Here is a 19,216-nt window from a genome sequence, read left to right as displayed (position 1 = left end):
CTATGTCTCACCTGCCGGAATGGACACTTGTCATTCTTCGCTCTGTATTCATATTAATTATTTTATTCGCTATTACGAAATGGTTAGGGAAAAGACAAATCTCTCAGCTTTCCTTTTTTGAATACATAGCCGGAATGACGATTGGTGACATCGCTGCCCAAGTATCTACAGGGCTCGATTCAAAATTTTTTCACGGCGTCTTTGCGATACTCATTTTCGCTGTGGTACCTTTTTTAACAGGAATCCTCTCTTTAAAGAACAAAACAGCTCGGGACTTCTTTGAAGGGAAATCTACCGTATTAATAAAAGACGGAAAGATACTCGAAGATAACTTAAAGAAAGAAAAATATACCAGTGACGAATTACTGGAACTTCTCCGTGGAAAAAGTGCGTTCAGCGTAGCTGAAGTCGAATTTGCTGTCTTAGAACCGAGCGGAGAATTAAATGTATTATTAAAGAAAGATTCCCAGCCACTTACAGCAAAAGACATCGGTTTAAAAGTACCAAACGAGAAAGAACCACAAACTGTTATTATGGATGGAAATGTACTAGATGAACCTCTTTCAGCAAGCGGACATAACCGCGCTTGGCTACATTCAGAATTAGAAAAACTTGGTGTTGTTATTGAAAATGTCTTCCTCGGTCAAGTGGATTCATACGGACAACTTACTATCGACATTTACAATGACAAACTCCAAATGCCTTCTCCTCAAAACAAACCTTTATTATTAGCATCTTTAAAAAAATGTCATGCTGATCTTGAACTATTTTCCTTAGAAACAAAGTCGAAATCAGCAAGTGAAATGTATAGTAAAAACGCGAAACAAATCGAAAAGATTTTAAATAAAGTAACCTATCTTTTAAAAGACTAATTATCGAAAGAACGCTTCAGTTAAAAGGCGTTCTTTTCTTTTTTCTCCAGTTTTCATAACGTTTAAATTTATGTAATTCGGTTATGATGTTGAAGATACATAAGCAGGGAATTTCGAAAACATAGCGAATATTTCATGGTACAACTACATATTTTTTTGATTTAAAGTGGTTTCGTTTGACCTTTATTGACCATAATTGTATTATAAGACTAAGAAAGCTTTATAAGGAGGAAATAACAGATGAATTTAATTCCTACAGTAATTGAACAAACAAATCGTGGAGAACGCGCTTACGATATTTACTCTCGACTATTAAAAGACCGCATCATTATGCTTGGTAGTGCAATTGATGACAACGTAGCTAACTCAATCGTTTCCCAGCTTTTATTCTTGGAATCTCAAGATCCAGAAAAAGATATTCATATCTACATCAACAGCCCTGGTGGTTCTATCACAGCAGGTATGGCAATCTATGATACAATGCAGTTTATTAAGCCACAAGTATCAACAATCTGTATCGGTATGGCAGCATCTATGGGTGCATTCTTACTTGCAGCAGGTGAAAAAGGAAAACGTTATGCACTTCCAAACAGTGAAGTAATGATTCACCAACCACTTGGAGGAGCACAAGGTCAAGCGACTGAAATCGAAATCGCTGCAAAACGTATCCTATTCTTACGTGAAAAACTAAACCAAATTCTTGCTGACCGCACTGGTCAACCACTTGAAGTACTACAACGCGACACAGACCGCGACAACTTCATGACAGCAGAAAAAGCTTTAGAATACGGTTTAATCGATAAGATCTTTACAAATCGTTAATACTTAAAAGCGAAAGCGGCTCGTTTAGAATCGCAGGTCGCTGGAGCTGGATACAACTAAAAGTGGAAGCGCCCTATAATTGGGCGCTTCTTTTATATATTGTTCCCCGCTCACATACCCCATCCAGTATCTCTCTAAATATATCAGCGATTTTTCAAATATATCGACCGTAACTCCGATTATATCAGCGATTATTCTAATATATCGACGTTTCGACACAACTTATCGACTTACCGACAATTCTCGACAAGCACGTACCCCTTAAATACCCCTCCTCGCTAATTCGCACAGACAACAAAAAGCTATCGCATATACGCGATAGCTTTTTATTGTACATATGCAGCTAATGCTTCTAAAGCCTCTTCTGCATCTGAACCTTCTGTTGTAATTGTTATCATGCTTCCAGTTCCAATTGCTAAGCTCATAATCCCCATTATGCTCTTTGCATTTACTGTCTTTCCATCTTTCTCGATGAAGATATCTGCATGAAAGCGATTTGCCTCTTGTACAAACAACGCAGCCGGACGTGCTTGTAAACCGTTTTTTAATGAAACCTGAACTCGTTTTTGAACCACAGCTCCATTTCCCCTTTAACCTCTTATTTTTTTGCTACCGTTTCCCCCGCGCGTAATTTCTCTGCAATTTCATCGATTTTACGCAAACGATGATTAATACCCGACTTACTAATCTTCCCCCCGGATACCATCTCACCTAACTCTTTCAATGTTACATCTTGATAATCTCTTCGTAATTGTGCAATCTCTTGTAGTTTATCCGGCAATATATCAAGACCAACTGTCTCATCAATGTAACGAATATTTTCAATCTGCCTTAGTGCTGCACCAATTGTTTTATTTAAATTAGCTGTTTCGCAGTTCACTAAACGATTTACAGAATTACGCATATCACGTACGATTCGAATATCTTCAAATCTTAAAAGTGCATTATGAGCACCTATAATATTTAAAAACTCTGTAATTTTTTCTGCTTCTTTCAAATACGTAATGTACCCTTTTCTTCTTTCCAACGTCTTACTATTTAAATCAAATCCGTTCATCAGTTCACATATAGCATCATTATGTTCCTTATATAACGAAAAGATCTCTAAATGATAAGATGATGTTTCTGGGTTATTTACTGAACCACCTGCTAAAAATGCGCCGCGTAAGTACGATCGTTTACAACACTTCTTCTCAATCAATTCTTGTGATATATTTCGAATAAATGAAAAGTCATCTCGAACGATATGAAGATCAGCTAATATTTCACGAGACTTCTCAACAAGCCGCACAATATATACATTATTTTTCTTCAAGCGCATTTTTTTACGAACAAGCAATTCTACCGTCACGTCATATCCTTTTTTCAAAAGCGTATAAATCCTTCTTGCAATTGCCGCATTTTCCGTTTGAATATCGATAGATAGACGACGGTTTGAAAAAGAAAGCGACCCGTTCATTCGAAGTAACGCTGATAATTCTGCTTTCTCACAGCATTCCTTCATCTCAAGATTCGTCAACTCTTTCTTTGTTTCTGATGCAAATGACACAGTCAACACCTCCTTATACGATTATTATGGAACAAAATTCTTGTCCTATATGAATGAGGAGCGCTACCTCAAACGAGGCAACGCATATTTATAACAATGAATATAAAATGGAAGCTAACTTTAACGTATCATGCCTTACAACATGATCATCATACTTCGCTAATCCCTCTTGAATAACATCAATATTATTTTCAACAAAACGTTCTTCATCCACTACAACTGGTGTAGACATTTCTTCATCATATAACTTACGTAATTCACAAGGAATCTCACGGTTATTTACAATTGCAGTATTGATAAATGGTTGCCCTAAATGATCGTGTAACGCCTGCACATGATCAAAAGCAGTATATCCCATCGTTTCACCCGCTTGTGTCATAACGTTACATACATATACCTTCTTCGCCTTTGCAGCAAGAACAGCGTCTCCAATTTTGTTAACAACTAAATTGGGCAATATACTCGTATACAAACTGCCAGGACCGAAAACAAGTAAATCAGCTCGTTTAATCTCAGCCAACGTTTCATGCAATGGCTCTACATCTTCTGGAGTTAAAAAGACACGATTAATCTTCTTTCCGTAATAAGGAATCTTTGATTCACCTGTTACAATTTCCCCATCTTCAAGTTCCGCATGAAGTACCGCACTTTGATTCGCTGCTGGTAATACACGTCCTCTGACATTTAATACTTTACTTGTTTCTGTAATTGCATGGAAAAAGTCTCCTGTAATCGAGGTCATACCTGCCAATAATAGATTTCCTAACGCATGACCTTTCAGTCCGTCTCCTGTTGTGAAACGGTGCTGAAATAAAGCTTCCACCAGTGGCTCTACATCCGATAACGCAACAAGTACGTTACGGATGTCACCTGGAGGTGGAATTTCTAGCTCATCACGTAATCGACCCGAACTGCCACCATCATCAGCGATTGTAACAACTGCTGTAATATCAACAGGATATTGCTTTAATCCTCTTAATAAAACTGAGAGTCCAGTTCCGCCTCCCATGATGACAATTTTAGGTTTTCTCTCTTTTTTCATCCCTTAATGGCCCTTTCTCTTCTCCACATCACGATGAGATACATGAACACTATACTCTGGTTTCAAATGTTTCCCAAGGTATTCTGTAAGCGTAACAGAACGATGCTGTCCACCTGTACATCCAATTGCAATTACAAGTTGACTTTTGCCTTCTCTTTTATAATGAGGCAGCATGAAAGTAATCAGATCCGTCAACTTCTCTAAAAACTTATGTGTCTCATTAAATTTCAGTACATACGAAGAAACTTCTTCATCTAGTCCTGTTAATGGCTTCATGTGTGGAATGTAATATGGATTTGGTAAAAAACGAACATCAAATACTAAATCTGCATCAATTGGAATACCGTACTTAAATCCAAATGACATAACATTTACACGAAATGCTTGCTCAGTTTCTGTTGAGAACAAGTGAACAATTTTTTCACGTAATTCTTTCGGTTTTAAATCCGATGTATCAAGCACAATATTCGCTCGTGCTTTCATATCTGTTAATAAATTGCGCTCTGCTTCGATTCCCTTTAACGGCAAACCAGTTGGTGCAAGTGGATGCGAACGTCTCGTTTCTTTATAACGAGTTACAAGCGTACTATCTTTCGCATCTAAAAATAAAATATGAGGAATAATCCATGTACGTTCTGATAAATCATCAAGTGCTCCCCATAAATGTTCGAAAAACTCGCGGCCACGTAAATCAATACCAAGTGCCACTTTATTCATTTTCCCTTTTGAATCCGCCATAAGCTCAATAAACTTTGGCAATAACATCGGTGGTAAATTATCTACACAAAAATATCCTAAATCTTCAAAACTTTGTAAAGCTACTGTTTTTCCAGCTCCAGACATCCCTGTAATAATTACCATTTTTATATCATTATTCTCTGTCATCGTATCCTCTCCTTGACGGTTTAACTCGGATCTAATCGATATGAAAGCAACTCAAAATCTGGGGTATATACAAATGTACCGTAGATTATGCCATTTCCTTTAATTAAATAATCAATAATGTGATAATCTCCTGGCGCCATTGCTAAATCATCAATTTTATCAAATGTATGCCAACCAATGATGCCTTCTTCGCTCTCTAGTTTGTTTTCTCCTGCAAAATCTGTCGCTAAAAAGGAGAACATCATCCATTCAGAAACAACTTTATCACCTTCTTGGATGACAAAGGTGAAGACCCCCTTTAACGCTGGGTTTTTCAAATAAATACCTGTTTCTTCGCGATATTCGCGAACAACGGAATCTCTTACAGTCTCACCACGCTCCATTTTCCCGCCTGGTGCAACCCACCAATTCCGGCGAGGTTTTTGGAGTAAGAGTACTTCATTATCTCTAATTAACACACAGTTTGTCACTCTTTGCATGTTTCTTCACCTCAGCTACTTGCAGTAAAATTCCTCACTGCATACTTCTTTCATTATACTATCAAAAACAGTTTGCTACAACGAAGGAGCCAGTCCTCTTTCGCTAAGCATATGCTACTCAGCAATTTTAAAAAAGCTTTCTATAACAAGCAATGTAAATGCTTAGACTTTTAATGAATAGCATGAAAAATCCCCTTAACGATTTTTATCGCCAAGGGGATTAAAGCCCTTATTTCTTACCGAAATAAGTAACAATCGCAAATCCTAAAATAAAGGTAATGATTGAACTTATAATTGAAAATCCACCAGTCGGAATCCCAGGGAATACAATTACAATCGAACCGATTACAAGTCCAATAATTGCCGCAAATGTCATACTTTTATAACGATCTAATAAAAAACTAATACCTTTACTACTTACAACAAATCCAACCATAACACCAGCACCGATAACCACGATTAAAGGTAAGTTAAGTGTAGTTAAAGCGTTAATTGCTGTTGGATACACACCAATAATTAATAAAATAAACGATCCACTAATCCCAGGAAGCAGCATTGCCATACTAGCCATCCATCCTGCGAAAAATAAACCAATTGCATTTAAAATTGTTAAAGTCGTAATTGGATCTGCTGCCTTATCTGGTTTAAAGAAAGCTGTAATCGCAACAAGAATTGCTGCAACTATTAATAAAACGATGTGCTTACCTTTAAACGACGACTTTGCATCAGCTTCCCTCATTAACATCGGTAATATACTAATAATTAAACCGAGGAAGAAAAATTGAGTCGGTTCATAATGATTTGCAAGTAAATATTTAATAACGTGACTTAACGTTAAAAATGCCGCTGCCACACCAGCTGCAAGGGGAATTAAAAATCCTAAATGTTTTTTCCATTCACGACTAAAGAATCCACTAATTGCCGCAAGCAATTGTTCATAAATCCCTAACACAACAGCGATTGTACCGCCGCTCACACCAGGAATTAAATCACTAACGCCCATACAAAATCCACGATATATATTACGCCATTCCATACTGAATAAATTCCTCATTTCTTATAGTGATTTTTTCCGTAAAGTCCAGTATATCAATAAGAAAGCTTATAATCCTTATATTTTTTGACAAAACTTTGACATTTTCACACAAAAAAAGAAGAAAGCTCCTGTCGGTAGCTTTCTTCTCACAAGGTATATTATCCCTTATTTTTCTGATACAGTTTTTAATTCCTCTAATAACTCTTCTACGTAATGTTGTGCACTTTGCGCTGCAATACTACCGTCACCTGTTGCAGTTACAATTTGACGAAGCATTTTTTCACGAACATCACCAGCTGCGAAAATACCAGGGATTTTCGTTTCCATACGCTCGTTCGTTTCAAGGTAACCATTTTCATTTGTAATACCTAGTTCAACAAATGGTTTTGATAAAGGTAACATACCGATGTATACAAATACGCCGTCAGTTTTGACTTCTTTCTCTTCTCCACTATTTACGTCCACAAGTGTTACACTTCCTACTTTACCACTTGCTTCGTTGATTTCTTTTATAGTGTGATTCCAAATGAAATCTACTTTTTCGTTTTGGAAAGCACGGTCTTGTAAAATTTTCTGTGCACGAAGCGTGTCACGACGGTGAACGATCGTTACTTTTGATGCGAAGCGTGTTAAGAACACACCCTCTTCAACAGCAGAATCTCCGCCACCAATTACGATAAGCTCTTTTCCTTTAAAGAATGCTCCGTCACATACTGCACAATATGATACACCGCGGCCGCCAAGTTCTGTTTCACCCGGTACACCAATTTTTTTATACTCTGCACCGCTTGCAACGATAATTGCACGTGCTTTATATTCTTTTTTACCAGCAATAATTGTTTTGTATTCTTTACCATCGATGACTTTTTTCACATCACCGTATGCATATTCAGCACCAAATTTCTTCGCATGCTCAAACATTTTATTTGATAAATCTGGTCCTAAAATAGACTCATAACCTGGGTAGTTTTCTACATCTTCCGTGTTTGCCATTTGGCCACCTGGAATACCTCGCTCAAGCATTAATGTGCTTAAATTTGCACGAGATGTATATACTGCAGCTGTCATACCAGCTGGTCCTGCACCAATAATAACGACATCATAAATTTTTTCTTCTGACACACTATTCACTCCTATCCATTCCTACACAATTAAGTTACCCTCATTATACTGTTAGCATCATTTTTTTCCCAATGATTTGCTTATCTTATGTGTGCGTACGCTTAACAGCTTGCACATACTTTCGGACAGTCGCTACAGATACATTATATACATCTCCAAGCTCCGACTGTGTCATTTTATTTCCTTGTTCGCCGCGTACAATGTATTCAATCGCAGCTGACCAGCCGTACACATTTGTAAATATGTCTCCAGATGTATATAAACGTATGAACGTACAAAACCAAAAGTGTAAACACTCTTCGATTAATTCATCATCTTTTTTCGTATAATTGTATAATGCATCCGCAATTCTCGCGCACTGCTCAAATTGCTGTAAATCAGCTGGAATACTCTTATGACTATTAAGTAAAAAGAAGTACTTTGCAAGTTGCGATACGATGGGAACACCGTTCTTCGCTTGCGTTATATCAAAGAAGAATCCAACCTTCTCCGGCGTTGACAATTCATTCATTAAATATAAAGCTAGCATTTGTTCTTCTAGCGTCGCACTTTGCTGAAATGATTTTCGTAATTCTTCAAATAACACATTTTGCCCTTCATCTGCTAAATTCAGCGCATTCCACGGTTCTTTCCCCTTTTTATCAGGATGTAATTCCACGACATATTGCCACATTTTTTCAGCTAGTTGCTGGTCTTTCACCATATACGCAGAATATGCAAACCAATAATAAAAACTAACGTCTCCCTCATATCCTTGACGCTTTAATAGTTTGAACCACTTATATGCATGCTCGAAATAACCAATTGTTGCGAGTGTAGTTCCCAGTTTCAAACGATGTTCAAATGAAATCGGATATACCGAAACTAGCTGTCCCGCTAATGCCTCTACTTGTTTATGCTCTCCAATTGAATATAGAAAAATAAGCGTATTACAAAGCGCATGTATATTACCAGGGTTTTTCTCTAAAATCATTTCTGTTAACTTCAGTGCTTTGTCTACATTACCAGATTGAAAATGTGCAATGGCTAAATTATTATGACCTGACCAAAATTCCGGATAATCTTTCGTAACAATTTCTAATGTAGCAATTGCTTCTTCCAATTGTCCATTACGAATATAGCGATTCGCTTCTTCCTGCATAACAATTAAATCATCTTCATCTTCAATCTCTTCCGCACCCATTGCTTCTTCTTCCATAATCTCAAGAAGTTCTAACGTATCTTCTACGAATTCCTTCTCTTTTGCAACTTCTAAATAACGATCTGCATATTTCTTCGCCTGTTGAAATAACCCCATATATGCATAATTATTTGCAATAAAATAATAGCACTGTTCAAGTTCTGGATTAGATCTAACTAACTTTAAGAAGATTTGATTCGATTCTTGATATTCACCAGCCTCAGATAATACTGATGCTAATTGACATAAAATAAACGGCTCCTTCTCACTTTGTGCCGCTCTTCGAAAATATTTAATTGCATCTTGCAATTTTTGTCCTTTGTAAGCTCTCATCCCTTTTTTATAAAAGAAGTCCGCTAATTGATTAAAAGAGATAACTTGTCCGTTCTCCTTATATATCCTTTGATTTTTCCCCATATATCCTCCAGTTTTTTGTTTTCTTCGTTCACACATTCTTCTATCTATAAGTATAAACGATTCCGTAAAAAACAAAACAGTATATTATACTCAATTATTTCCTTTTTATTCATAAAAAAAGAGGAGAAATGTTACATTTTCACCATGAACCTTCTCTTGCGGTCATTTGCTCTTTCGTATAAATAATACGCATTGGATTTCCACCTACGAAAGCACCGCTCGGTACATCTCTATGAACAAGTGTGCCAGCTGAGACAGTCGCACCGTCTCCAATGTTCACACCTGGTAATATTGTTACATTCGCTCCAATCATTACTTCATTTCCAATGACGATTTCGCCAAGTCGATATTCACGAATTAAATATTCATGTGCTAAAAGCGTTGTGTTATAGCCAATAATCGAATTCTCTCCCACAGTTATCTTTTCTGGGAACATAATATCCGGCATTACCATAAGCGCAAATGATGTTTTCTTTCCTACTTTCATCCGTAAAAAAGTGCGGTACAACCAATTTTTCACGGATAAAAATGGCGTGTAACGCGCAATTTGGATAATAATAAAGTTTTTCATTACCTTCCAAAAAGACACTGTTTTATACACATTCCATAACGAATTTTCTCCTGAAACAGGATAGCGCGTTGTCCGTCGCACTTAGCTCGCTCCTCTACTAACTTACTTGGACCTTTATGAACGGTTCATGTTAGACAAAATCGGTAGCAAATCACTCATTTTATCTAGCATAAAGTCCGGCTTGTAAGCCTCTAAATACGCTCTACCTTTCAACGTCCATGAAACCGCAGCTGTTTTCGTCCCCGCATTTTGACCACCGACAATATCATGATGATTATCCCCAACCATCAATGCCTCTTCTGGTTTTGCATCTAATAATTCAAGCGCTTTTTGAAGTGGCTCCGGATGTGGTTTCACATGCTCTACATCATCAATTGTCACGACAACATCAAAAAATTCATCAAGCTTTGACAACTGTAATCCCATCTCAACGGTTTGTCTCGCTTTCGTTGTAACAATACCAACTTTATAACCTTGCTTCTTCAACTCTCGAACTGTTTCATATACAGTTTCATATTCTTCTACTAATTCATCATGATGATCATGGTTAAATTTCCGATAGCTAGTAATCATCTCTTCAACCTTACTTTCATCAATCTTGCTGAAAGTATCATGCAAAGATGGACCGATAAATGGCAACACATCTTCACGCTTATATTGATTTGGATAATATGTATTTAAAGTATGTAAAAACGAAGAAATAATAAGTTCATTTGTATTAATTAAAGTTCCATCTAAATCAAATAACACGGTATTTATTCTCATCGCCTTAGTCCTTTCGCCTTCCTGAATATGAAAGAAGCAGCATCTTATAATAAGATGCTACTTGTCTCTAATTTTCTAAATATCTTTTATCAGCTTGCCCCATTTTTCGTCTCACAATAATGAAAATAATAGAAATAACAACAAGTCCAATTGACATTACTTGTGCAATACGAAGTGGTCCTAGCATTAAACTATCTGTACGTAAGCCTTCTACGAAGAAGCGTCCTACTGAATACCAAATTAAATATGTGAAGAATAACTCCCCGCGACGTAAATTCACTTTTCTTAATGCAAGTAGTAAAATTACGCCTGCAAAATTCCATAATGATTCATATAAAAACGTCGGATGATAGTACACACCCTCAATATACATTTGATTAATAATGAAATCCGGTAAATGAAGACCTTCTAAAAACTGTCTCGTTACTTCATCACCATGCGCCTCTTGGTTCATAAAGTTTCCCCATCGGCCAATTGCTTGTCCTAGTAAAATACTTGGTGCAGCAATATCAGCCAACTTCCAGAAGGAAACCCCGCGTCGCTTCGCAAAAAGAATTCCGGTAATAACAGCTCCGATTAAACCACCATGAATCGCCAAACCGCCTTGACGAATATTAATAATTTGACTCGGATTTTGTGCGTAATATTCCCATTCAAAAATAACATAGTACATTCTCGCAAAAAGAATAGCGATCGGTACTGCAATTAATACAAGGTCAACAAATGTATCTTTTGGAATACCTAGCCTTTCTCCCTCGCGAGTTGCCAGCCAAAGACCTAATAGCACACCTGTACCGATAATAATCCCGTACCAATACACAGGAAACGGCCCAAGTTGGATAGCTACACGGTCAAGCTGTGGTACAGAAGCTAACAGCATATGTATATGACCTCCCTCTCCAAAGTTTACTCCTGATTTCCTAACTCAATTGCACTCATTAATCGTTCAGAGAACTGCTGTGCTGCATTGACTCCCATACGTTTCAAACGGAAGTTCATCGCTGCTACTTCAATAATAACAGCCAAGTTTCGACCAGGACGAACTGGAAGTGTAATCTTCGTAAGTTCTGTATCAATAATTTTCATCTTCTCTTCATCAAGACCTAAGCGATCGTAATTTTTCTTTTGATCCCAAATTTCAAGATTAATAACAAGTGTAATACGCTTATAATTTCGTACTGCCCCTGCACCGAATAACGTCATAACGTTAATAATACCTAGACCACGAATTTCTAATAAATGCTCGATTAAATCTGGTGAACTTCCGACTAACATATCTTCATCTTCTTGACGAATTTCTACACTATCATCCGCAACAAGACGGTGACCACGCTTTACAAGCTCAAGAGCTGTCTCACTTTTACCAACACCACTTTGACCTGTAATTAAAACACCAACGCCGTAAATATCTACTAACACACCATGAACAGCTGTTGTTGGTGCTAACTTACCTTCTAAATAGTTTGTTAAACGACTTGATAATCTCGTTGTCGTTTGAGAAGAACGTAATAAAGGCATACCTGATTCACGTGATGCTTGTAATAACTCATCTGGTACATCTTGATTACGAGTTACAATAATACATGGCGTCTCCTCAGTACAAAGCGCTTTCATTCTCTCTTGTTTTTGCTCTGACGTTAACGTGTCAAAGAAAGTAAGCTCCGTTTTACCAAGAAGCTGCACACGATCTGCTGGATAGTATGTAAAAAATCCTGCCATTTCAATTCCAGGTCGTGATAAATCACTTGTATCAATTGGACGATGAATACCTTCTTCACCACTGATTAACTCCAATTGAAATTGTTCAATTAAATCTTTTGTCCTTACTTTCGGCATATGTATAAACCTCCACTCCGCTGCGGGTTCAGTCTCGTTTGATGTAAAATTCCATTCTATCGGATATTGTACCATTTTTTTCTGAAAACAAGAAATACGGTTTCTAATAAATAGAAAAAAACATTTCATACGAATAATGAAATGTTTTTCTTTTTGTCACTTTCTCTTTTTTTCATACAGAGGCTCAACAATTGCCTTTTCAATTATCATATTAAAAATTGAAATACAAATTGCCGCAACAATCGCTACACCAAATCCTGATATATTAAAAGCATCTCCTAATAATGAATCTGCTATTTTTAACGTAATCGCATTAATAACAATTAAGAAGAAGCCGAAAGTTACAACAGTAATTGGTAGCGTAATTAAAATTAAAAATGGCTTTACGAACACATTTAAAACCGCCAATATAATACTCGCAATAATTGCAGTTTGTATATTTGCTACGTAAAATGCATCTGGTGCAATCCCTTTTAAAAGTCCCGATACAGCGATTAACACAACGCTATTTACAAGAAGTGATACAATCCATCTCATTTCGTTACACATCCTTTTAAACATATATATTTCATCATACGCTAATAGATAAGAAACGCAAGTATGATACGAACACTTATATCAACTTATTCTATCTTTCATGCTTGTATACCTACTAACATTTCTTAGTAAAATAAGGGCCGCACCATCTATGTTCATGAGTTTTTACAAAAGTCCAAGTGAACTCCTTATCTACAATATAGATATCACCCTTATACATATCGTCCCTCTCACACAATATATCATCCATATGTAACAAACTCGCATCCTTTATTAACAGTACCTCATCACAGTGTTGGTAGAAAATGTAGCAATCCTTTTTCACTTCATTATGAAACGCGTTCTTTGCTTCTTTACCCTCTAAACACTTCTTTTTCTCATAACTAAATATGTTCCAAAGATACCCACATCCATACTTATCTCCATAAAGAAAAATGTCTTCTTTTTCTTCATCACTTAAATGATTTGCAAAGTGATCCTCCCAGCGCTTTCGAAAATATACACCCCAATTTTGAAACTCTCTTACTTTCATATTTTTCTTTCTTAACACCTCTAAAAACTCCATTTTCTCCCCCTATAAAATAAAAACCGAGCGTCATTTCCACCCGGTTTTTATCAATAAACTTATTGCGATAACTCTACTTCTTTTATTTTCTCTTTCATTCTTGCTTTATCACGATTTAAAATCTCTTTTAAATATTTACCTGTGTACGAGCGCTCTTCTTTCACTACTTGCTCTGGCGTTCCGGAAGCAACGATTTGTCCACCTTTATCTCCACCCTCTGGTCCAAGGTCAACTATATAATCAGCTGTTTTTATCACATCTAAATTATGTTCAATTACAAGTACCGTCTCACCGCTCTCAACAAGACGTTGCAGCACTTCTAGAAGACGTGCAATATCATGCGCATGCAAACCAGTCGTTGGTTCATCTAAAATGTATAACGTACGTCCTGTAGAACGACGGTGTAATTCAGAGGCTAATTTCACACGCTGTGCTTCCCCACCAGATAATGTTGTTGCTGGTTGACCTAATTTCATATAACCAAGCCCAACGTCTACAAGCGTTTGAAGTTTACGCTTAATTTTTGGGATATTAGCGAAGAACTCTACTCCATCTTCAATTGTCATCCCTAACACTTCAGAAATATTCTTATCTTTATATTTCACTTCTAACGTTTCACGGTTGTAACGTTTACCATGACAAACTTCACACGGAACGTATACGTCTGGTAAGAAGTGCATTTCGATTTTAATAATTCCATCACCACGGCACGCTTCACAACGTCCACCTTTTACATTAAAGCTGAAACGTCCTTTTTGATATCCGCGCACTTTCGCTTCATTCGTTTGTGCAAACACATCACGAATATCATCAAATACACCTGTGTAAGTCGCTGGATTAGAACGTGGTGTACGACCGATTGGTGATTGGTCAATATCGATTACTTTATCTAAGTGCTCAAGACCTTTAATTTCTTTATGCGTACCCGGCTTCGCTTTCGCTTTATATAACTTTTGCGCTAACGATTTATATAGTACTTCATTAATCATCGTACTTTTACCTGATCCAGATACACCTGTTACCGCTACAAACGTACCAAGCGGGAATGACATCTTCGCATTCTTTAAGTTATTCTCTTTTGCGCCGACAATTTCCACTTTCCTTCCGTCACCTTTACGTCTTTCAAGTGGAACAGGAATAAACTCTTTACCGCTTAAATACTTCCCTGTTAATGAATTATCATCTTGCATCACTTCAGCCGGTGTACCTGCTGATACGACTTGTCCACCGTGAATACCTGCACCAGGCCCTATATCAAGTAAATAGTCAGCAGCCATCATCGTATCTTCATCATGTTCAACAACAATTAACGTATTACCTAAATCGCGCATTTCTTGCAATGTACGAATAAGACGATCGTTATCACGCTGGTGTAAACCAATTGAAGGTTCATCAAGAATATAAAGTACGCCAGTTAGACGAGAACCAATTTGCGTCGCTAAACGAATACGCTGCGCCTCACCACCTGATAAAGTTCCTGCGGCACGACTTAACGTTAAATAATCTAAACCAACGTTCACTAAGAACCCAACGCGCTCCTGAATTTCTCTTAAAATTAAATGAGCTATTTTTTGTTGCTTCTCCGTTAGCTCTACATTCGAGAAGAATTCTTGTACTTCTTGAACTGAATACTTCGTTACGTCAGCAATCGTTTTATTGCCAACAAATACAGCTAAGCTCTCAGGCTTTAAGCGTCCACCTTTACACTTCGGACAAGCTTGTTCTGCCATATACTTTTCCATTTGCTCACGAATGTAATCGGAGCTCGTTTCACGATAACGACGTTCAATGTTTGGAATAACACCTTCAAATAAAATCTCATTTTCCTTTACTTGACCAAATTCATTTACATAGCGGAAATAAACCTTCTCTTCCCCGCTTCCGTACAACACTTTATCAAATAAATCTTTCGGTATATTTTTCACAGGCACATCCATATCAACGCCGTAGTGATTACATACAGATTGTAAAAGTTGCGGGTAATATTGTGAACTTGTCGGTTCCCAAGGTGCAATTGCATGTTCATTTAATGATAAATCCCAGTTCGGGATAACAAGCTCTAAATCTACCTCTAGCTTTGAACCAAGTCCATCACAAGAAGGACATGCTCCGAACGGACTGTTGAATGAGAACATACGCGGCTCTAATTCTCCGATTGAAAAACCACAATGCGGACAAGCATGATGTTCACTAAATAGAAGTTCCTCTTCTCCCATTACATCAATTAACACTCGGCCTCCGCCAAGCTTTAATGCACTTTCAAGTGAATCAGCAAGACGGCTTGCGATTCCTTCTTTTACAACAATACGGTCAATTACAACTTCAATGGAATGCTTCTTATTTTTATCTAACGTAATATCCTCAGATACATCAAGCATTTCACCATCAACACGTACACGAACATATCCTTGCTTCTTAATATCTTCAAGTACTTTCACATGTGCACCTTTACGCCCAGACACGATAGGAGCTAACACTTGTAATTTCGTACGTTCAGGATATTCAAGAACACGGTCTACCATCTGCTCTACTGTTTGTGATGTAATTTCAATCCCATGATTTGGACAAATTGGCGTACCAATTCGCGCAAATAATAAACGTAAATAATCATAAATCTCCGTTACCGTTCCGACAGTTGAACGTGGATTACGACTCGTCGTTTTTTGATCGATTGAAATCGCTGGTGACAATCCTTCAATCGTGTCCACATCCGGCTTATCCATTTGTCCTAAAAACTGGCGCGCATACGCAGATAATGATTCTACGTATCTGCGCTGCCCTTCTGCATAAATCGTATCAAATGCTAATGATGATTTCCCCGAACCAGACAATCCCGTTACAACGACAAGCTGATTTCTCGGAATGGTTACATCAATATTTTTTAAGTTATGTGCTCTAGCACCTTTTACAACGATAAAATCCTTGCTCTTACTCACTTTTTTCACCCTTCCGCTTTTAATTCTAATAGTAAATCTCTTAGTTCAGCTGCACGCTCGAAGTCTAACGCTTTTGCTGCTTCTTTCATCTCTGCTTCCATCTTCGCAATTGTTTTTTCACGCTCTTTTTTCGTCATCTTCTTAGCTGGTGCTGCTTCATATGTTTCTGTTTCTTCAGCTGCTGTCGTTGCACGGATAACATCACGAACGCCTTTTTGAATCGTTTTCGGTGTAATACCATGCTCTTCATTGTAAGCTTCTTGTATACTACGACGACGCTTCGTTTCTTCAATCGCAATCCCCATAGATTTCGTTATACGATCTGCATACATAATAACGCGGCCGTTTTCATTACGCGCGGCACGACCAATTGTTTGAATTAATGAACGTTCTGAACGCAAAAATCCTTCCTTATCAGCATCTAAAATAGCTACAAGTGATACTTCCGGAATATCTAATCCTTCTCGCAATAAGTTAATACCGACAAGTACATCAAATTTACCGAGGCGAAGATCACGGATAATTTCAATACGTTCTAACGTTTTAATTTCAGAGTGAAGATAGTTAACTTTAATTCCTACATCTTTTAAGTAATCCGTTAAATCCTCTGACATTTTCTTCGTTAAAGTCGTAATTAATACACGTTCATTTTTTGCAATGCGATCTTGAATTTCTCCTAATAAATCGTCAATTTGCCCTTCAATTGGTCGTATATCAATTGGTGGATCTAAAAGCCCTGTTGGACGAATAATTTGTTCTATTACTTCTGGTGACTGCTCTAACTCGTACGGTCCTGGCGTTGCTGAAACGTAAATAACTTGATTCGTTTTCTCCTCAAACTCATCAAACATGAGCGGTCTATTATCTAAAGCTGATGGCAGACGGAATCCATGATCCACAAGCACTTGTTTACGTGCTTGGTCACCGTTATACATCGCTCTTACTTGCGGTACTGATACGTGCGACTCATCCATAACGATTAAGAAATCTTTCGGGAAATAGTCTAATAACGTATACGGCGTTGCCCCCGCTGGACGAAGTGTTAAATGACGGGAGTAGTTTTCAATACCTGAACAAAAGCCCATCTCGCGCATCATTTCTAAATCATAACGTGTACGTTGCTCTATACGCTGCGCTTCTAACAACTTACCGTTATCATTTAACTCCTTTAAACGTTCTTCTAATTCTTTTTCGATATTTTCAATAGCGACCTTCATTTTCTCTTCACGTGTAACGAAGTGAGATGCTGGGAAGATTGCTACATGATCACGTTCTGCTAATACTTCACCTGTTAACGCATTTACTTCACGAATACGATCGATTTCATCACCGAAAAACTCAATTCGAATACAATGCTCATCAAGTGATGCTGGGAAGATTTCAACTACATCTCCGCGTACACGGAATGTACCACGCTTGAAATCAATATCATTACGTCCATACTGTACATCAACAAGTTCACGAAGCAATTGATTACGGTCTTTTTCCATACCAACTCGAAGCGAAACAACTAGCTCGCGGTATTCTTCTGGAGAACCTAAGCCATATATACACGAAACACTCGCAACGATAATTACATCGTCCCGTTCAAATAATGCAGACGTTGCCGAGTGACGCAATTTATCAATTTCATCATTAATCTGCGCATCTTTTTCAATAAACGTATCTGTTTGTGGTACATACGCTTCTGGCTGATAATAATCGTAGTAACTAACAAAATATTCAACTGCATTATTCGGGAAAAAGTCTTTCAACTCACTATATAACTGCCCTGCTAACGTTTTATTATGAGCCATAACAAGTGTTGGCTTTTGCACTTCTTTAATGACATTTGAAATCGTAAATGTCTTACCCGTTCCTGTCGCTCCAAGCAACACTTGCTTTTTCTTTCCACTATTAATTCCCTCTACAAGCTTCTCTATAGCTACCGGCTGATCACCTTGCGGGGAATACGCTGAGACAATTTCAAATTGACGTTCCAAGAAAATCCGACCTCCTCATAAAAATCTGTATTATTATTTTACCACGAATACCTATAAAAAACCTAAAAAAACGAACAGATATTCGGTAAAGTTTTCGACAATATACACATAGAAAAAGGAAGGAGTAAATACTTCCTTCCTCTACTAATTCTATTTTTTAGGTACATATACTAAGTCATATCCATTGCGCCCAGCTTCATTCATACAATCTATTAACCGATAAGTACTTTCTGATTCGCGCTGCTCTTTAACAATACCTTTACAACTATCTTTATGTAACCCTTTACCCTTCCCAGCAAATTTGTCTTTTCTATTATCTGACACATAAAATATATCGTTCCCACTATACTCTAACGTTTGAAAAATCGGGTCCCCTTCAAGGGTATACTGTACAATTCTTATTTTATCAACTTCCCTTTGCTCGACATTCAAAACGAACTTTTCAAATTTATCTAGATTGAGAATTCCTGCTCCCTTTACAATGACATTATTCTTCTTATCAATTGTAGTGCTAGATGGTGAACATGCTACTAAACTAAAGAGAAATAGACTTATAAAACTGGTTCTTTTTCCTATTGTCATCCTCTCCTATAAAAATTATTTGTATACCAGAAAAGCTA

19 protein-coding genes are annotated in these 19,216 nt (G+C 37.3%); 2 read left to right on the top strand and 17 right to left on the bottom strand.

The window, feature by feature from the left end; translation table 11 throughout:
* Window positions 1-2: 2 nt before the first annotated feature.
* Window positions 3-872, top strand: coding sequence for a DUF421 domain-containing protein (locus QO049_RS01745; protein ID WP_000018924.1), 870 nt, complete (start codon window positions 3-5; stop codon window positions 870-872).
* Window positions 873-1,112: 240 nt separating this feature from the next.
* On the top strand, window positions 1,113-1,694 hold the full coding sequence (clpP, locus tag QO049_RS01740; protein ID WP_001049162.1) for an ATP-dependent Clp endopeptidase proteolytic subunit ClpP: 582 nt from the start codon (window positions 1,113-1,115) through the stop codon (window positions 1,692-1,694).
* A gap of 326 nt (window positions 1,695-2,020) precedes the next feature.
* On the opposite strand, the gene QO049_RS01735 is transcribed toward clpP, so the two are convergent.
* The 17 genes from QO049_RS01735 to QO049_RS01655 form a co-directional block, all read right to left on the bottom strand.
* Window positions 2,021-2,269 carry an HPr family phosphocarrier protein gene (locus tag QO049_RS01735; RefSeq protein ID WP_000250307.1) on the bottom strand — a complete coding sequence of 83 codons (249 nt, stop codon included), beginning with the start codon at window positions 2,267-2,269 and terminating at the stop codon, window positions 2,021-2,023.
* A gap of 23 nt (window positions 2,270-2,292) precedes the next feature.
* Window positions 2,293-3,243 carry a DNA-binding protein WhiA gene (whiA, locus tag QO049_RS01730; protein ID WP_000006560.1) on the bottom strand — a complete coding sequence of 317 codons (951 nt, stop codon included), beginning with the start codon at window positions 3,241-3,243 and terminating at the stop codon, window positions 2,293-2,295.
* Window positions 3,244-3,331: 88 nt separating this feature from the next.
* Complete coding sequence (locus QO049_RS01725; protein ID WP_000712186.1) at window positions 3,332-4,285, bottom strand: gluconeogenesis factor YvcK family protein; 954 nt, start codon at window positions 4,283-4,285, stop codon at window positions 3,332-3,334.
* Window positions 4,286-4,288: 3 nt separating this feature from the next.
* A complete protein-coding gene (gene rapZ, locus QO049_RS01720; protein ID WP_000138459.1) occupies window positions 4,289-5,170 on the bottom strand; it encodes an RNase adapter RapZ in 882 nt (293 codons plus the stop codon).
* Between the two features lie 20 nt (window positions 5,171-5,190).
* Window positions 5,191-5,649: an NUDIX hydrolase gene (locus tag QO049_RS01715; RefSeq protein ID WP_001190080.1), complete on the bottom strand. Its 459-nt coding sequence runs from the start codon at window positions 5,647-5,649 to the stop codon at window positions 5,191-5,193.
* A gap of 229 nt (window positions 5,650-5,878) precedes the next feature.
* Window positions 5,879-6,685 (bottom strand): DUF368 domain-containing protein, encoded by an 807-nt coding sequence (locus QO049_RS01710; protein WP_000455196.1) that lies wholly within the window; start codon window positions 6,683-6,685, stop codon window positions 5,879-5,881.
* A gap of 165 nt (window positions 6,686-6,850) precedes the next feature.
* Window positions 6,851-7,807 (bottom strand): thioredoxin-disulfide reductase, encoded by a 957-nt coding sequence (gene trxB, locus QO049_RS01705; RefSeq protein WP_001288079.1) that lies wholly within the window; start codon window positions 7,805-7,807, stop codon window positions 6,851-6,853.
* 85 nt (window positions 7,808-7,892) lie between these two features.
* Complete coding sequence (locus tag QO049_RS01700) at window positions 7,893-9,404, bottom strand: tetratricopeptide repeat protein (protein ID WP_000517720.1); 1,512 nt, start codon at window positions 9,402-9,404, stop codon at window positions 7,893-7,895.
* Between the two features lie 139 nt (window positions 9,405-9,543).
* Window positions 9,544-10,056, bottom strand: a complete 513-nt coding sequence (locus QO049_RS01695) for an acyltransferase (RefSeq protein ID WP_001255073.1) — start codon at window positions 10,054-10,056, stop codon at window positions 9,544-9,546.
* Window positions 10,057-10,089: 33 nt separating this feature from the next.
* On the bottom strand, window positions 10,090-10,740 hold the full coding sequence (ppaX, locus tag QO049_RS01690; protein ID WP_002097946.1) for a pyrophosphatase PpaX: 651 nt from the start codon (window positions 10,738-10,740) through the stop codon (window positions 10,090-10,092).
* A 67-nt stretch (window positions 10,741-10,807) separates the two neighbouring features.
* Window positions 10,808-11,620, bottom strand: coding sequence for a prolipoprotein diacylglyceryl transferase (gene lgt / locus QO049_RS01685; protein ID WP_000922848.1), 813 nt, complete (start codon window positions 11,618-11,620; stop codon window positions 10,808-10,810).
* Window positions 11,621-11,646: 26 nt separating this feature from the next.
* A complete protein-coding gene (hprK, locus tag QO049_RS01680) occupies window positions 11,647-12,576 on the bottom strand; it encodes an HPr(Ser) kinase/phosphatase (RefSeq protein ID WP_001127250.1) in 930 nt (309 codons plus the stop codon).
* Window positions 12,577-12,732: 156 nt separating this feature from the next.
* Window positions 12,733-13,113, bottom strand: a complete 381-nt coding sequence (locus tag QO049_RS01675) for a phage holin family protein (RefSeq protein WP_001267308.1) — start codon at window positions 13,111-13,113, stop codon at window positions 12,733-12,735.
* 115 nt (window positions 13,114-13,228) lie between these two features.
* A complete protein-coding gene (locus QO049_RS01670) occupies window positions 13,229-13,678 on the bottom strand; it encodes a DUF4275 family protein (RefSeq protein ID WP_246961585.1) in 450 nt (149 codons plus the stop codon).
* Between the two features lie 59 nt (window positions 13,679-13,737).
* A complete protein-coding gene (gene uvrA / locus QO049_RS01665) occupies window positions 13,738-16,614 on the bottom strand; it encodes an excinuclease ABC subunit UvrA (protein ID WP_000045583.1) in 2,877 nt (958 codons plus the stop codon).
* Window positions 16,615-16,619: 5 nt separating this feature from the next.
* Window positions 16,620-18,596, bottom strand: a complete 1,977-nt coding sequence (gene uvrB, locus QO049_RS01660) for an excinuclease ABC subunit B (protein WP_000441053.1) — start codon at window positions 18,594-18,596, stop codon at window positions 16,620-16,622.
* Between the two features lie 150 nt (window positions 18,597-18,746).
* The gene (locus QO049_RS01655; RefSeq protein WP_246961588.1) at window positions 18,747-19,178 is read right to left on the bottom strand and encodes a DUF4362 domain-containing protein; all 432 of its coding nucleotides are present in this window, start codon (window positions 19,176-19,178) and stop codon (window positions 18,747-18,749) included.
* Window positions 19,179-19,216: the final 38 nt, after the last annotated feature.

It is taken from the genome of Bacillus sp. RB3 (assembly GCF_030164735.1).
Classification (GTDB): Bacteria; Bacillota; Bacilli; order Bacillales; family Bacillaceae_G; genus Bacillus_A; species Bacillus_A cereus.
The sequence above is the reverse complement of the archived record's forward strand: the minus strand, read 5'-3'. Positions and strand labels throughout refer to the sequence as shown.

What these genes read in the sequence shown, in the direction of transcription:
- QO049_RS01725 (WP_000712186.1), bottom strand. Translation starts at nt 4,285, where the DNA reads ATGAAAAAAGAGAGAAAACCTAAAATTGTCATCATGGGAGGCGGAACT.
- hprK (WP_001127250.1), bottom strand. Translation starts at nt 12,576, where the DNA reads ATGCCGAAAGTAAGGACAAAAGATTTAATTGAACAATTTCAATTGGAG.
- QO049_RS01715 (WP_001190080.1), bottom strand. Translation starts at nt 5,649, where the DNA reads ATGCAAAGAGTGACAAACTGTGTGTTAATTAGAGATAATGAAGTACTC.
- QO049_RS01700 (WP_000517720.1), bottom strand. Translation starts at nt 9,404, where the DNA reads ATGGGGAAAAATCAAAGGATATATAAGGAGAACGGACAAGTTATCTCT.
- ppaX (WP_002097946.1), bottom strand. Translation starts at nt 10,740, where the DNA reads ATGAGAATAAATACCGTGTTATTTGATTTAGATGGAACTTTAATTAAT.
- clpP (WP_001049162.1), top strand. Translation starts at nt 1,113, where the DNA reads ATGAATTTAATTCCTACAGTAATTGAACAAACAAATCGTGGAGAACGC.
- lgt (WP_000922848.1), bottom strand. Translation starts at nt 11,620, where the DNA reads ATGCTGTTAGCTTCTGTACCACAGCTTGACCGTGTAGCTATCCAACTT.
- QO049_RS01710 (WP_000455196.1), bottom strand. Translation starts at nt 6,685, where the DNA reads ATGGAATGGCGTAATATATATCGTGGATTTTGTATGGGCGTTAGTGAT.
- QO049_RS01745 (WP_000018924.1), top strand. Translation starts at nt 3, where the DNA reads ATGTCTCACCTGCCGGAATGGACACTTGTCATTCTTCGCTCTGTATTC.
- rapZ (WP_000138459.1), bottom strand. Translation starts at nt 5,170, where the DNA reads ATGACAGAGAATAATGATATAAAAATGGTAATTATTACAGGGATGTCT.
- QO049_RS01675 (WP_001267308.1), bottom strand. Translation starts at nt 13,113, where the DNA reads ATGAGATGGATTGTATCACTTCTTGTAAATAGCGTTGTGTTAATCGCT.
- QO049_RS01670 (WP_246961585.1), bottom strand. Translation starts at nt 13,678, where the DNA reads ATGGAGTTTTTAGAGGTGTTAAGAAAGAAAAATATGAAAGTAAGAGAG.
- QO049_RS01655 (WP_246961588.1), bottom strand. Translation starts at nt 19,178, where the DNA reads ATGACAATAGGAAAAAGAACCAGTTTTATAAGTCTATTTCTCTTTAGT.